The sequence below is a fragment of the Mariniflexile sp. TRM1-10 genome (assembly GCF_003425985.1).
Classification (GTDB): domain Bacteria; phylum Bacteroidota; class Bacteroidia; order Flavobacteriales; family Flavobacteriaceae; genus Mariniflexile.
Genome location: NZ_CP022985.1, coordinates 1816962 through 1833004, shown reverse-complemented (window position 1 = coordinate 1833004; position 16043 = coordinate 1816962). Strand labels below are relative to the sequence as shown.

8 protein-coding genes are annotated in these 16043 nt (G+C 35.8%); all 8 read right to left on the bottom strand.

The genetic code is table 11. The features are described from left to right. Positions 1-8: 8 nt before the first annotated feature. The 8 genes from CJ739_RS07865 to CJ739_RS07830 all read right to left on the bottom strand — a co-directional run bounded on the left by CJ739_RS07865 (position 9) and on the right by CJ739_RS07830 (position 15465). Positions 9-4442: an RHS repeat domain-containing protein gene (locus CJ739_RS07865; protein WP_162880162.1), complete on the bottom strand. Its 4434-nt coding sequence runs from the start codon at positions 4440-4442 to the stop codon at positions 9-11. 59 nt (positions 4443-4501) lie between these two features. After that, positions 4502-9430, bottom strand: a complete 4929-nt coding sequence (locus CJ739_RS07860; protein WP_117174093.1) for a hypothetical protein — start codon at positions 9428-9430, stop codon at positions 4502-4504. 343 nt (positions 9431-9773) lie between these two features. Then, positions 9774-10355 carry an outer membrane protein gene (locus CJ739_RS07855; RefSeq protein WP_117174090.1) on the bottom strand — a complete coding sequence of 194 codons (582 nt, stop codon included), beginning with the start codon at positions 10353-10355 and terminating at the stop codon, positions 9774-9776. 101 nt (positions 10356-10456) lie between these two features. Continuing rightward, positions 10457-11113, bottom strand: coding sequence for a hypothetical protein (locus CJ739_RS07850; RefSeq protein WP_236951627.1), 657 nt, complete (start codon positions 11111-11113; stop codon positions 10457-10459). A gap of 122 nt (positions 11114-11235) precedes the next feature. Beyond that, positions 11236-11769: an OmpH/Skp family outer membrane protein gene (locus CJ739_RS07845; protein ID WP_117174086.1), complete on the bottom strand. Its 534-nt coding sequence runs from the start codon at positions 11767-11769 to the stop codon at positions 11236-11238. 166 nt (positions 11770-11935) lie between these two features. Then, positions 11936-12955: a hypothetical protein gene (locus CJ739_RS07840; protein ID WP_117174084.1), complete on the bottom strand. Its 1020-nt coding sequence runs from the start codon at positions 12953-12955 to the stop codon at positions 11936-11938. Positions 12956-12960: 5 nt separating this feature from the next. Continuing rightward, entirely contained in the window at positions 12961-14031 is a 1071-nt protein-coding gene (locus tag CJ739_RS07835) for a tail fiber protein (protein WP_117174082.1), read from the bottom strand. 3 nt (positions 14032-14034) lie between these two features. Next, positions 14035-15465, bottom strand: a complete 1431-nt coding sequence (locus tag CJ739_RS07830; RefSeq protein ID WP_117174079.1) for a tail fiber protein — start codon at positions 15463-15465, stop codon at positions 14035-14037. Positions 15466-16043: the final 578 nt, after the last annotated feature.

Genomic DNA, 16043 nt, shown 5'->3' with positions numbered 1-16043 from the left:
ACACTAAATTATTTAAAAATCTCTTTTTTTACTCCTACTCCAAATTCTACAACCACACCTGCTCCTATAGCAGCACCTAAACCATGTTGCCTATAAATTTGTGTTGAATTTTGTTTGAATAAATCTGTTTCAACACCAACTTGCAACAAAGATGTAAATCCAGCATTTCCATTCAATATTAATTTTTGGAGCCCTCCATTTGGTCGAGTTTCACCCTTATCATTTATTTCACTACCAGTAACACTCAAATCAACGTTTAAACCATAAAAAGAACCTCCAAACCCAGTATTCAACTCTAAATTTCTTCCATAAAAATCTTTTCCTCTAAAACCATTCTTTGAATCGAATGTAAGTAATGTTCTTGATAAAATATTTGCCTTAATAGCAAACAAATCAGATAAATCAGCGTTAACTTGCAACCCTGCTGAAACTTTAAAAGTATAATCAAATTTAGAAAAATCAAATTTTGGTCCTAAATCATCTACATTTTTAAACCTATGAAAAGTTAATTCACCAGTTTTAGGATCTGTATATCCAACCGTATGGTAACCTTTGGAATCGAATGGGTTTTTTGAGTAACGTGATCTGTAATCTGATATTTCATTAGATTGTAAATAATTTAAACCTTCATTGCTAATCCATCCATTTCCTGTTAAAAAATTACCTAGTTCTTGCCAAAATCCACCGTCAGAGTCAACTCCATTAATGGGATTATTTCCCATCCCCAAATAAGGGCTTGTATATTGCCCATAAGGATCCGTAGTCAACCATCTGCCAATCCTGCTATCCCAAAGCCTCAACTCAAAAGCTTCCTTTTGGGTTTCTTGATCTTTCTCCTGTCCCTGGTAGGCATAACGGTAGCTGTTTGCGCCGTCGTTGCGTCCTGGCATGGGCATCCCGAAGGGATAGTAATCAGTTGCAACTACAGCTTCAGGAGTGCTATTGTTTCTTTGTACTACAGCCCTAACATTGCCTAAATGGTCTGTTAATTGATACACACTGTTACCTCCTGTTCGGTAATACACCCCTAAACGACTGGCCCCATAAATGGTATGCTCTTTAGCCGCTCCATCTCGGTAAATAGCCAATGCGGTCCCTGCGGCATCCCTAACATAGTGTTCTATATAATCTAAATTGGTACTCCCTGAGATATAGGCCTCCTTTTTTACACGGTGCCCTTTATCATTGTAAAAGAACTTAACCAAAGGTACATTTTTTTTGGATACCTCGGTTACCAAACCACTTGCATTATATTTATACCTAATAATATTGGTTGGGTCGGCGATAGTAACATATTCATGATCTTCTATTAATTGCCCAATACTGTTGTATTTGTAGTTATCACCATCTTGGTCGCCAATATCGTCCGCTCCTGCCACATCGCCAGCTGCATCATCCACCCGCAACAACTGGTTGGGTTTATCTGCCTTATAGGTGTAGTTTAACTGGTCCATGGCTTTGCTTGTACCGTTTTTGTTACGGTTCAGGGTACGTATGTTACCATTGGCGTCATAAGTAATATCGAATACATTGTAATCTCCCGACTGGAACGTACTTGGTGTACCTGATACTATTTTGGCCGTAACCTCTTTACCTATGTCCGGTTTTGCATGAAACCCAGGCAACCATGTAACACTGTTGGTGGCGTTAAAATTTTTGGTAACATTTTCATGGAGGTTATCGTCAAAAATATTTATTGTTGAACCATCGCCCCCTGTATCATTATACTGTCCATAAATGGCATCGGTTAACCAATTGTTTTGGTTATAGTAGTAGCTATAGGTTCGTTCGGTATTGCTGGGGCTACCATTGTTAATTTCAATATCTTTATTGTTCCAACGTACTCCTTTTATATTGCCATTGAATTGGTTTTGGCCATAAGTAAAAGTGCCGATATCGTCCCTTTGGGTACGGTTATAATCTTTGTTATGGTAATCTATTTGCATGCTGAATAAATCACCTGGGTCATTACTACCGGTTAAATCAGATGGATTAATGGCTTTTAACTGGCCATTTAGGTTGTACACATAGTCTATTCCCTGTAAGGGCTCTCCATTTAAAGGCGCTATTTCCACACGCTTTAAGGCGCCTGTTTCGTAATATTTGTAATCGGCATGGGTGGTATATGTACTTCCGTTTGTAGAGGTCTCTACTTTTACCAAACTATTATCTACGGTGTCATAGGTGTAACGGTGTATAAAACGCTCGGTTGACGTATTTTTTTGGAAATCTACTTTTGTAACGGCTCCTGTTATTGGGTCGTACTCGTAATCTATGGTTTTGTTATTCTGTGCTCCTGTACCTAAGCCAGGAATATTTTGTACGATCCACTTTACACGTCCGTACACATCATAACTGTAATAAGTGGTTGTATTGTCATTTGATGTTTTTGCAACGTTGCCGGCCAAGAACGTTGGATTACCATAACTACTATGCACTCCTGTTAGATAACTTATATCGCTACTTTCCAAATAATCGTATTTGGTAAATTGTTGTTCTTTTTTACTCGAAAATGAAAATGTGGGCGTATCAGGATTTAAACCTGAAAACGCACCAACTGCAACGCCGCTCTCCACAGGCCTGCCCAAATCATCATAATTGGTATATGAGAATTCTTGATCGCTAGTGTTACCATCTGCATTTGGGTCTAACTGTCTTGAGTTTTGCGAAAAGCGTATTTGTCCATCCTTTCTATATAAGAACCATGCATCGCCTTCGTCTGGACTGTGGGCTTGGGTGAGTTGTCCTAAAGCATTGTACTCGAAAGTGGATTTTGGCTTTTGTGCTTTGGTAGCCCCAACGGGTTGGTAGGAAGCTATCAAACGGCCTGCTTCGTCATATTCGTTTAAGCTATAGTCATAATAATTTTCCCAGCATTCAACACTTACTATAGTGGCGGGCATTGTGGGGTCGGGATTATAACTGTCCAGATTGGTAATGGCTACACGATAGAACCCTGGTTCTAATGTGGTGGTGCTTGTTGTTACTTCTGCTTCCGTAGTTAAATCGAACACTTTGGTATTAATCCCTGAAACTGTATGGATTGTAAAGCCTTGGGCCCCTTCTGGCACATGTACGTCCACAAAGCCTTGTTCGCTGATACTTATGGTTGTAGTTCGCGGTGAGGCTCCCCCAACACGTGCTGCTGCCAAGGTTTTGCCATCTGAGTCTGTAAACATTACGGCTTCCCTTCCATGAACATCCCTGCTAATAGTTTTTATTACCTTTCTTTGGTCACTATCATAACTTGCATCCCCAAAAGCGACCGATTTTGAAAGTTCTTGACCCGCCGGCATGCTAAAGGTATAGCCTTGTAGCCAACTATCGGGTGTACCATCATTATTGGTATCTACTTTATTGCCTCCAAGGGTTTTAAGGGCCGCTCCTGGATTGAGCTCGCTGTAAATGGTTCTTGAAAAGGGATAAGAGGTGATGTCTTGATAACTATTACCCTTTGCCCTTGTGGCATTAGGGTCACTTGTATCGGTAACATTGTATGTACTGTAATACCGCCCCAATGTATTGGTTATAGTACTACTTAATGGTGTTGGTTGCTCTGTTTTATCTACTCCATTGACAATACCTTCATAATCGTTTATATTATACACTAAGTTATTTTCATTGTATACAAAACCAGTACTATACTGAAAGTCACCAGATTCGCGTACCGGCGCGCTCAAAGTACTTAATGCAGGTCGCCCTTGGGTATCATATAAGGTTTGTGTCGCCCAAGTTCTGCTTGTCTTAACATCTAATGTTTGACTTTGTGTACCCTTGCCCAAATCGTTAAAATAGGCTTTGGAACTCGCTGTTAATATGCCGTTAATAGCATAGCTTTTGGAAGTTATCCAGTTCATGTTTTCGAAACCAAACCCGCATCCGTTATTTTGAGTATCATAATGATAAGGACAATCATCCAGATTGTTTTGTACATATCCATCTGGTGGTGTTTCACCAGAATTGAGCGTAATGTATTCTGAATTAAAATTACCAAAGCCATCACCATCACTATCAGGATACCAATCAATTTTAGGTAAAATGTTCAAGTAACCCGTATCTCCAAGATAATCATTTCCCTGCTGGTAATCCTGATCATAAAATTCAACTAAAATCTTCACATTTGAACCTACTGAGGCTTCAGTAAAAGTAACATCAAAATCATAACCATCATTCTGAGATGGGTTCCATTCAACGGATCCTAAAGGATCCCATAGTATATTATATGCATAAATATTAATGTTTGGATGAGTAATATAGTTTTCAATGGTAAAGGTCACGGTCTCACCTTCAAAAAATTGGACATTACTTGGATCCTCACCGGTAGCTTTTATCGTAATAATTGGAGGAACTGGTGTTTGTGCATTTAATTTCGAACCAATTATAAATAAAAACAACGCTGGTATTAAATAGCCAAAAATATTTCGTTTATAATAATTATACATCTTTCTCTTTATTAAATTAATGTAACAAGCAATCATAATTTTGTAGTATCTAGTAAGTCTTAATAGTTATAATCATACTTATAATTATAATCATACTTATAATTATAATCGTTTTTTCTTATAAGTTTAAATCCACCCGATAACGGACCATTAAAGTCTACTACTTCGGTATAGGTTTTAATGAGCCTTCCAGCACTATCATATTCAAACCTTGTCGCCAAACCATTGTTACCTATCATATACCAGAGCTCGTCCCACTCATTGTACACATAGCCCGTCATGGAACTTGCTATAGGATGGAGTCGGAAATCGTCGAAATACACGGTGCCGCTAGCAGAAGTTACATAGACTGTTTCAGCACCAGAGCTTAGGTCTTCATAATGGGTTTTCAATACCCAATTGCCTGCAAAAATTTCTTCCCCATTAAATGCCTTTGTAATGCCTTTAATATTAATTCTGGCATTGACGTGAGCCGCTTTTTCTACCCATACCGAAACCTTATATTTTCCGGCACGATGCTCTCCATACAGCATATTGACCTCAAACCCTTTGGCTCCTAAACCGATGGCTATGGAACGGGCTCCGGTATGCGATTTGGTAGTATTTGTTGTTGAAGCCCTGACCTGCCCGTCAAAATATAATGTATTGGACGTTACATACTCTGCACCACTATAAAACATCTCGGTATAAGCCGCATTACTTACGGCCATTATCTTACTGTTGTTATCGCACATTTTTGTAGCAGCATAATTACCATTTATATCTTTAATTTCCAGTACTTTAGAAAAATCATTGTAGTTTGTTATTTCAGAAAGTTTTTGCCATCCTTCTACTTGTAAAGCATTTTCCCCATTCCAATTGAACGCAGTGAAACTTTGGTAGCTACCATCATAGTTTAAGTCACTTTTCCAAGTAAATTTTTTATGTTTACGCCAAATGTTATAACCCCAATCTTTCCATGTCTGAATTTGAGCATCATATAATTGCCAATCATCTATTGAAGATTTTCTAAAATATGATAATGTCTCAGCTTCTTGACTTAACATATTTTTATTATCTTCATCATCTGCCTTACTACCCATATTATTATATTTTCTAAAAGCTGATTCACTAATTGATTTAAATTCTGAGCCATTACTTGAAAATGAATATACCTCTTTAGCTTGCCCAGAAATAAGATCAAAATTACCAAAACGCGTTGTATAACTAAAGCCATTTTTATATTCAGTGCTTGATTTCAATAAAGATGGATACTTTATTCTCTTAGTATTATTTACATGCCAATTTTCTGGATGATTAGGTATATAATCAGGGTGTGATGGACTAAGGACAATACGTCTATACATTTGATAAGATTCTTCAACAACACCAATTTTATTAGGCAACTCATTTATTTCATAATATTCGTTAGTCAGCCTACTAAGTAATTGATCTTTAGAATTAAAGCTACTAACCGATAACAATTGACCAATACTATTTAAATTGTCTTTAATTTCATAGTTAGCGATATCTAAATATCCAACTCCTACAGCATTTGCTGTTGGTTGATATGCGTCTTTCCTTTCAACATTCAACTCATAAAAATCACCATATTTAATCTGTGTACTAGAACTTTTGTTCATTATGTTAAATTTATACACAGAACTACTGTTAACCTGATTATTATTATCTAGTGATTCTTGTTTAACATATTCATACATTGGTTTTGGTGCTGGCAACTCAAAACTGTAAGGCACTTCTTTTACAGATTCTGGAGCAAAGGGAACATAGGATACCCACCCTAAGCCATCTTGATTTTCACCATACTTATACTTAGATGTATAGGTATTAATATTATCTGCTATCGTTATATTTTTTACACGTATGCCTGCACCAACGTAGAATTCATTATTAAGGTTTGAAGTATTAAATTTAAGTTCTACATAATTTCCTTCGTTGTAACTATCTGTTATACCACAACTCATTGGTTGAACACAATTAGAATAAACATATTTGTTTTCAGTAATAATACTTAATGTGGGCTCAACTTTTATTATATATTTATCACCATTTGCAGGCAAGCTAATCTCTCTAATTATTGCTTGCCCTTCATATTTATCAAATTTATACGTATGCCGTTTCCTGAACCGATTTCCTGAACCATAATTAGAGTCAAAAGCAATATCATAACAGTAAGACAAGCTTAAATCAATCAAATCATTAACCTGTAAATTAAATATACTTTTACTTGGAAAACTTATATACCCATTAGAATCCCTTGCTCCAAGCGTTTTATCTTTACTGCGTAATACAATTTCATGAGATGTTAAAGATCTATATTGATTGGGCTCGTAACTAACTAAAACCTTCCCTCCAGTAGGTGTTATTATTTCACTTAGAGACCAAATTTCTGATTTTAAAACATTATAACCCCACTCATCTTGATGGTTAACGTTATAGATATAATTAGCATTATTAATTTTATTTATATAATTAAATCTATATGGGGGCATAACTCTTGCTCCTCTTTTACCATCAAAATACACTCCCGTAAGTGTTAATCTTCCTTCACTTGAAGCACCAGTATATGGGGTACCTTTAGCCAAAACGTCTGTCCCTGCGTTAATATGATCAAAATAAATTACTTTTATTGCATGATCCTTAACCACTTGCCAATTATCCGTTATGTCGAACACATTATTTTTCAAACCATAACTAGCTGTTCGAACTGGCACCTCAAAAACGTTGTCCTCATAAGGAAATTTAATATCTACATTTCCGGTTCCATTATTTCCTCCATAAGCCTTATCTGCTATATTATGTTCATTTTTTACTAAAATTATTCTATCCAACCGTAAGGTTTTATGCTCAGGGATAGTAAATCTTTCCTCATAATCATCGTCTTCTTGTTCTATGCCTTGCTTATGATCAACAGATGAGTATTGCCAATAAGGTGAACGAGCGTCTTCTCTTTCACTTTTTAAGAACAAAGCAGTGTGGGTTCTGGTTTTTACACGATCTAAAAAATATTGCTGTTTTATTCCTCTAACCCAAGACTTTACATCTGGATCTGTTTCATCAACCTGATATTCTTTTCCATAAGGACTTTGCCAAACAAAAGCATCATCCCATAATCCATACTCAAAACTTATCCAATATCCTAAATCGCCATCATCGACAATTCCATCTCCATTATCTACAAAATCTGGCCCCGTTACAGCTGTTAATAACCAATGAGTTGCATAAGGCTCTAGTTGTCTTTGCTCTTGGTATGCTTTGAATTCTGGTTCGCCTTTATGAAAATTAGACATACCATAAGTTCTAGATACTTTACAATAATTATATACCGGTAAACTATAATGGTAGGTTTTCCCATCAGCGGCTGTAATTATGTAAGCACCAATTCCGTCTTCAGGAAATTTAGATCTATCAAAACCCGTGGCTGAAGGGTGTAAAAATTCATCCATATCTACAACATTACCATAATTGTTTGTTCTATATCTATAGCCATCTGTCTTTAGAATTTCTTTATTGGTATAATGAGCTACATGATTTGATTTTTTAGGGACATTATAGCTTGTTGTTCCACTAGATTTTAAATCTCTTATTCTGCTACTGGAGTTTGATAGTATATTTGGAATTTCACTAGTGTTAGCAAAATCAATTTTTGAAACCTCTAAATACGAGCTAATTTCATTATCAAAATAATAAATGGGTTTCTTAATAATTCCCCAATCAGGATTATCATATACTATTGCATATCTACCCTCCAAAATTCTATTCTCTTGAATACCTCGGTAAGAAGGAACATCTCTTATTTTAGCCTGAATACTACCAGAAAGCCCCTGAGCCTGAACATTAAAATTATCATAGGCAGGTGAAATAGGGTTATTGCGATCTATATTAAATTCACTATCGAACAAATTACTTTCTTGCAGTGGTAATTCGTAAAAATCAGAAATACCAACTCCTACAAAATGAGTACCTGACACAAAATGCTCATTTAATGTAGATGCATAAAAATTAATTTTTTCTTTCTTCAATGAAAAATCAAAAAATCCAATAGGAGTAGGAACCATAAAAGCTATATGTCTACTACTTTGTTCTACGGAATAATCTCCTTGATTAAAACTTGTATAAAAACTATTTTTTTGATAACCCATAGCTGACACTCCAGATCCAGAAGCCGTAATACCCAAAGCAGAAACGGTCATTCCTACCCCTTGTGAAGAAAGATTAAACCCAAGAGATGCAACCGAGTTTGATAATGATATTGAATATGAGCCACTAGTAGAAGCCCCAACTTTAAACCCTGCTCCATTACTATTAAATCCTCCAGATATTCCTAAATCTCCATTACTAGAAATAGACATGCCAAAAGAAAGTCCAGATGGACTTGAATATCCTATTCCAATTGACCCACCATTAGTTCCGATAGATGCATTAATACCAACACTTCCATCACCTGCCTTTAATCCTAAACCAATACTAACATAACCACCCAAACTTTGGTTACTCCCCCATGAAAAACCAACACCTATTGAAGGGCCTCCAAATGCCGAATATCCAACACTAAAACTAGTATAAGATTGGAACTCACCTTCATCATAAAAATATTCTGAAATTTTAACATTATGAAAATCATCTGGTAATCCATTTACGCTTCTATTAATAGCTCCAGGGTTAATATTCCAGCCTAACCCTACCCAAGAGGCTTCCTGATCCATCGCTATTCCAGCATGATAAGATAAGGCTATGGGATAACCTCCCTCTGGAGATGGTACATTTAACAATGGTAAAACATAGGTAAAGTCTCCCGTTAGTAAGTTCACCATATCGGTAGCATCAACAGGTTCAAAACTGGCGGCTTCCGGGGCGTTTGGCCCTTGGGCGTGTAACACGTTTGTTGGTGTTAAAAAACTAAGGATGGCAATTACAAGGACGAGGTACTTTGCCTTTTTTTGGGATGGTGTTTTAATCATGATGGTATTATAATATTTGGTTTTCATTTTTATAGTCCCTTCGACAAGCTCAGGGGACAATGGTTTTTAGTTAATAGTGAATGGGCCCTAAATGGATTGCCTTGTCTTCTTCTTTATCATGGCTTTCTATTTACACTTCGACAGGCTCAGTGTGACATTTGTTATATTTTATCGTTTTATATTTTACAGATTGCTTTGGTGATTCCTTTTTTGCAATGGCTTTATTTATATTATTGATTCTATATCTTTATACTTTAACAATGTGTTTGTTCACGATATTTTCCTTTATAAAATCGGAAATTTGCAAACTGGTAACTAACATTGGCTTAGTTAAAAATAGCAGCTTCCATATATGCTTTTATAGTTTTTCTTACAATCTATAACCTAGACCTATTTTTAATAGGTTAACGTTCGTATTATATTTCACATCCGGTACTTCGTTGTCAACTTTGATTTTCACATAATCATACTGAACTTGGGCAAATAATCTGTTAGTTATATCGTATGCAACTCCTAAATTCAAATTTAATCCGCTCTCGGTTTTACTTGCTCCTGATAGCTCAATGCCATTATTTGTTCCAGATGCATCGAAAATCATAAAGGTATATCCAAGTCCAATAGCTGGATGGATTTTTTTTAGTGCCTCCAAGTCTAATTCAGCATACATTCTAGGCTGGACTAGATATGAATTAATGGTAACATTTAATGAACCATCATTTTGATTGGAGTTATTTACTAAAATCCCAGCATTAAATGACGCTCCAATGTTTATTAAATTCAAATCAGCAAATCTGAATTTAGCTCCAAGATCAATAATTCCACTATAATTTTCTCCAACAAAATTTTTGTCTATTGGAATTGGATAATTTAATTCGAGACTAAATTTCGAATCTTGAGAAAAAGATTTAATTGTAAAAATCAACAATAATCCTAATAATAATTTTTGTTTCATATTTCTGTTTTTTAATTGCCTACAACACCTTTTTAACAAATTGCTTTGGGCGTTCCTCTTCCGCAATGACACCCTTCGACAAGCTCAGGATGACAAATCGTTTAAAAATTCAATTTTGGTTCGTTATTCAATTTATTCGTTGGTACTTTAAACTTTACCTCGCCCGTGTACAGTCCCAAATCCTGTATGGTAAAGTTTAAATAGTCTTCCTTTAAATATTTTTCATCCCTGGGGTACACAAACATGATGGTGGTCGCCCTGCTCATGCCGTACATGCGGGGGTATATAAAGTCCGCCATTTCCAAGGTGTCCTTGCTTGGGGTATATACATGTACCTTTTTGTTCATTCCAAATGCCAGTTCGTTTACCATGGCCCCGAACTCGTTCCTGTTCTTTGGGGCGGTGCTCAACAGCTCCTGGTTGTTCTGGCTCATGCTTAAATTGAAATACATGTATTTATTATATTTTTCCCTTAATTCTTTTATTTGTGCCGAGCTTGGCGAAGCATCTCCCAGTTCCTGGTTTACCAAAGCGTCCGTGGGACGGTACATGAGGGTATAGTCCACCCCGTTTATGGTTTTGTGCTGGGTGTAGCCATTGGTTTCGTCCTTTATATAGTCCAACATAGCGGTCTCGTTGTTGAATGTTTTTTGGTGGCAGCTGGAAAACAGCACCACCATTATCAATAATGAGATGCCTCGTCGTTTCATGCTTCGCTCTGTCGGAATGACAAAGTGTTTCCTTTTTATTAATTTCAACTTGTATGCTCTAGTTTGTTTATTAATATTCCTCTTTCCTTGTTATTAAAACTGTTTTGATGTGCAATTGAGGCTTTCTAACTGATATTTATGGGATTCCCGCCTTCGCGGGAATGACAAAACTATTTTCCTTGAAATTCCGCATTGAGCCCCTTCAACACTTCTTGGGTCAAATCGGTCACTTCATCGGCGTACATGATATTACCGCCTCCGCTTGCCCCAAATATGATCTTGTACTTGTGCTTCTTACCGTATTCCTTTATGTAATCGTTGATATCGTTGATCACGGTCTGGGTGGATTTTTTGTCTTCTTCCTGGATCTGTTTTTGGATGGCCTGTTGGTAGTTGTTAATCTGCTGTTGTTTGTTGCCCAACAGTTGCTGCTTGAGCTCCAGTTCCTTTTTGCTCATAGTGGAGCGTTCCTTTTCATAGCTTTTGATCTCGTTTTGCCAATCGACCATTAAACTGTCCACATTGGCATTGAGGGTCTTTGCTTTTTCCTCAAACTGGGCCTTTACGATCTTTGTGCGTTGGTACCCGTCCAGCAATTTGTTGACATCTACATATACCAACTCTGATGATGAGTTCAAATAGAAGAATGAAAAAATACTTGCTGCTATGGCAATAAGGGACAATGGTAATGCTAGTTTGTTCATTTAAAAAAGTGTGTTTGTTTAAGGGTTTGTTTGTTTATTTTTTTGGTTGCTGTTTTTTTAGTACATGACAAAAATCCAAATATATTCATATGTCAGTCTGAGCGCAGTCGAAGACATTGAAAATATTGGTTTTAATCGCATTTCGACTGCTCTCAATGGACACTCTTCAATTTTTGTCATGTACTAAATTGCTGTTCAATACCAGTTGCTCTAATCTTAAAAGGCGTTCTTTAAGTTCTTGATTGGCTTTATCTTGGGATTCCAGTTTTTTCTCTTGTTCGATGGTATAAAGTGTGAGTTCTTCAATTTTTTGGAGTAGTTTGGCATTCATATCGCCTAATAGAATACCGTTTTCGGTAACTTCTTTGGTAGAAGGAATGTCTTTTAAATGCCCTTTTTCTTTGATATGGCCCTCAACTTCTTTTAAAGAGGGCAAATGATAATTGTTGTTGAAAACAAAGTCCGGCCAGACAGCACTCTGCAATTTCACTTTAACTTCTTCGGTGATTATGTTACCGGCCACTGCCAGCTTATAGCCAATAGGCATATTAGAAGATGTCACTCCAATACCAACACTGCCCGTTGAAAAAACATCTCCTTCAAATAAGGAGCTGCCATCTTTTACGGTAAGTTTATGTTGAACTGGCCAGACATTGACTCCTCCAATGACCACATAACTTTTTGGCTTACTAAAATTAAAAAATGTATACTCGTCGCCAGGATCATAAACCGTGAAAATTTCGTTTTGATTTTTTCCAAATAGTGTGAATTGTGTTGATCCCCCTTCATAAGCGTGGAGCCTTAACCTTGCTTTATCATCTCTATCTTCAAGATGAAACCATATAAAAGGTTTTTGTGTAAGATTTGACTGTGGCACATCCCAAAAACCCAACATAGCCCCACCTGTATTATCAACACCTGCCCTAAGTAAAGCTGTCCCTTCGTCCCAGTTACTATTAAATACATGCCCGTTAGGTAATGTGTTAATAAACCAAGTTTGCTTAGCTTTAATAGCTCCAGCAACTTCCAACTTATAAGGCGAACTAACAGATGGAGTTAACCCAATACCCACATTTCCTGTTAAGGTTGTGCCCCCTGCGCCATTTGCATTGGTTCCATTTTCATCTGTTATTTGAGAAAATGCTGTGGTTGTAATTAATAGTAATAAAAAGATGCCCTTTTTCATGCTAGTTATTTATGGTTTAATTTATCTTGCAATTCTTCAACTTTGTTAAACAGATTGCCTATCTGTTTTTGTTGCTCAATAGTATAGAGTGTCAACTCTTCTATTTTTTGAAGTAGTTTAATATTCATCTCTGCCAAATGAATGCCATTAGCCTGCATGTCTATTTCTGAAGCAATCTCTGGCAGATGTTTGTTTTCTTTAATGAATTGCTCGACTTCTTCTAGTTTTGGTAAATTATAATCGTCATGAAATACAAAATCGGCTCCTGCATTAACGGTTACTTTTACTTCCTGAGCGTGTATGTTACCTGCTACCGTGAGTTTTGAATCGGGAGTGGTAGTGCCGATGCCTACTTTACCTGAAATACCTGGATTTAATAAAATATTTGCTGTTGAATTTGCTGAAGCATCTATTTTAATTTGTTGGACATAATCATTTGTATTGATATCAAAAGTTCTTTTACTTTCATCATAATTGGAATGTAAACTCCCATAGTGCTTAACACCATTATCAAACCCATAAATTCTTATTTCCCGTCTGTTTCCATTAACGGAAGCTTCTTCTCCAACATATAAATCACCACCTTCTATGTCTAACTTTACCAATGGTGTAGCTGTACCAATACCAATATTTCCTGCCCATTCATTAACAAACGGTGAAGTTTTTGGTGCAATTGGAGTTACTAGAGAAGCATCTATGGCTTCCAAAGCATAGTCAAAATTTGAGTCTACTACATCAGTGAACTCAAAACCTGAAGCGTAATCGGCTGTAACCGGAACAACGCGTACTGCCATATATCTATAAGACCCACTTCCAACATAACCCCATTCCAATTTAATTCTATTATGATCATAATTAAATTCACTTATATACTGGACCTCAGAAGTATTCCAATGAGTATTAATTAAATGAACCACCACCTCATGTTCAGCATAGTGACCCCAGGCTCTGATCTTGGTTAAAAACTTCCCTTTAGAAATTATTTTATACCAAGTATTTCCACTAGCGGCAGTATTTTGAGAAAATATATTATTCCCAATGATTAGAAATAAAGAAATGAATATTAGCTTTTTCATAAATTATTTCATTTTTATGGATTCTTGAAGTTCTTTAATCATTTTAAATTGATTCTCTAAAGCTTCTGATTGCTTTTCAATTAGCTTTTGCTGTTCAATGGTATAAAGCGTGAGTTCTTCAATTTTTTGAAGTAGTTTAATATTCATTTCTGCCAAAAGAAGCCCATTGTCTTTCATCTCTTTTTCTGAAGCAATCTCTGGCAGATGTTTGTTTTCTTTAATGAATTGCTCGACCTCTTCTAGTTTTGGTAAGTTATAATCGTCATGAAATACAAAATCGGCTCCTGCGCTTATTGTTACTTTTACTTCCCGGGCGTGTATATTTCCTGCCACCGTGAGTTTAGAATCAGGGGTGGTGGTGCCGATGCCGACTTTACCTGAAATACCTGGATTCAATAAAATATTTGCTGTTGAATTTGCTGAAGCATCTATTTTAATTTGTTGGACATCATTACTTGTATTGATATCAAAAGTTCTTTTACTTTCATCATAATTGGAATGTAAACTCCCATAGTGCTTAACACCATTATCAAACCCATAAATTCTTATTTCCCGTCTGTTTCCATTTGAAGAAACTTCTTCCCCAACGTACAAGTCGCCATTTTCCACATCTAATTTAGCCGCTGGAGTGGTGGTGCCAATGCCTACATTACCTGTTTCTACATAAACATCATTTTCAAAACTGGTCTTAAGTTTGTTTATCAGTCCATAACCCTGTCCTATTTTATAATTGTAATTATCCCCAACAATAATTGTAGATTTTAGACTTGGCATGGTCATAATATTATTAGGCTGAAGATCATTATTTAACCTAAACGAGCTAAGATTAATGGCTTCAACTTGAGCTTCATCCCCTCTCAATTCGTATACAATCAGTGAATTATAATTATACTCCGTATGAGATAGCATTGCTACCGCTCTTTTTTGAATATCTGATCTATAAACCCCAACATAACCACCTCCATGATAATTACCATCTAAATCGATCGTCTTAATATTTGTAGGTGCAAAAATCTTATGATTTGTACTGGTATTAATTTCTGTTCTAGCACCGTTTGGGTCTCCTATTAATAAATTACTTGTAAATCTTCCAGTTCCAGTTACATCCAAGGTATAAGACGGGCTAGAATTATAAATACCAATTCGATTAGTCGTTTGGTCAAATGTCATTTGATTGTACGAACCTAATGTATTACCATAGCCTATATGTAAGGCATCTTTATTAGCATCAGAACCAATATAAAAATCAAAATAATTATAGGACGAAAATGCTAGAAGTTTGTTATTAGATACAAAAATCCCATTATTAGCCTGTAAAGTCCCTGTAAACCTACCTGTACCCAACACATCTAATTTATACGAGGGTGAGGGTGTTATTGTACCAATCCCCACATTTCCAGAGTCAGGAAAGGTATTGGTAATTTGCGCATTCAAAAAAAAGATTGATAATAGAGACGTACAGAAAACGAAGATTGGTTTTTTCAATTGGTTTGGTCATTAAGTATTAACAGAATGCGCTAAAATATACATTTATAATGAAAAACAGGTAAGGATATTCCTTGAAATAATTAAGGATTTACCTTTTTTTAATACATATAATTATGTATACAATAGTAATATAAATAACATTATTAAAAAAAAATGTGATTAAAATAAGCTGATTATTATACAAAAAACATTACAACATTTTGATATTCAATAAATTACAAACACAAAAAGAAGCAAACAAACACATAAACAAAAAAATAAGGAAACACCTTATAAATACTAAGGTTTTACCTTAGAGGTTTTTAAGGATTATTAATAAATCAGCCACACTAATTTTTATTTTTCGTATTGTTTATGGATGGCTAGTTAGTATGAGGAGAATCTATAATGTTAAAATTTCGGGCTTTTTATTTAGTAATGTTGTAGGTAAAGTTTAAGACTACAAAATGAATTCATCTTATAAAGAGAAAGTGATTTTAATGTTTGGAATAAAAAAAGGCTGTCTCACAATTCGCGAGACAGCC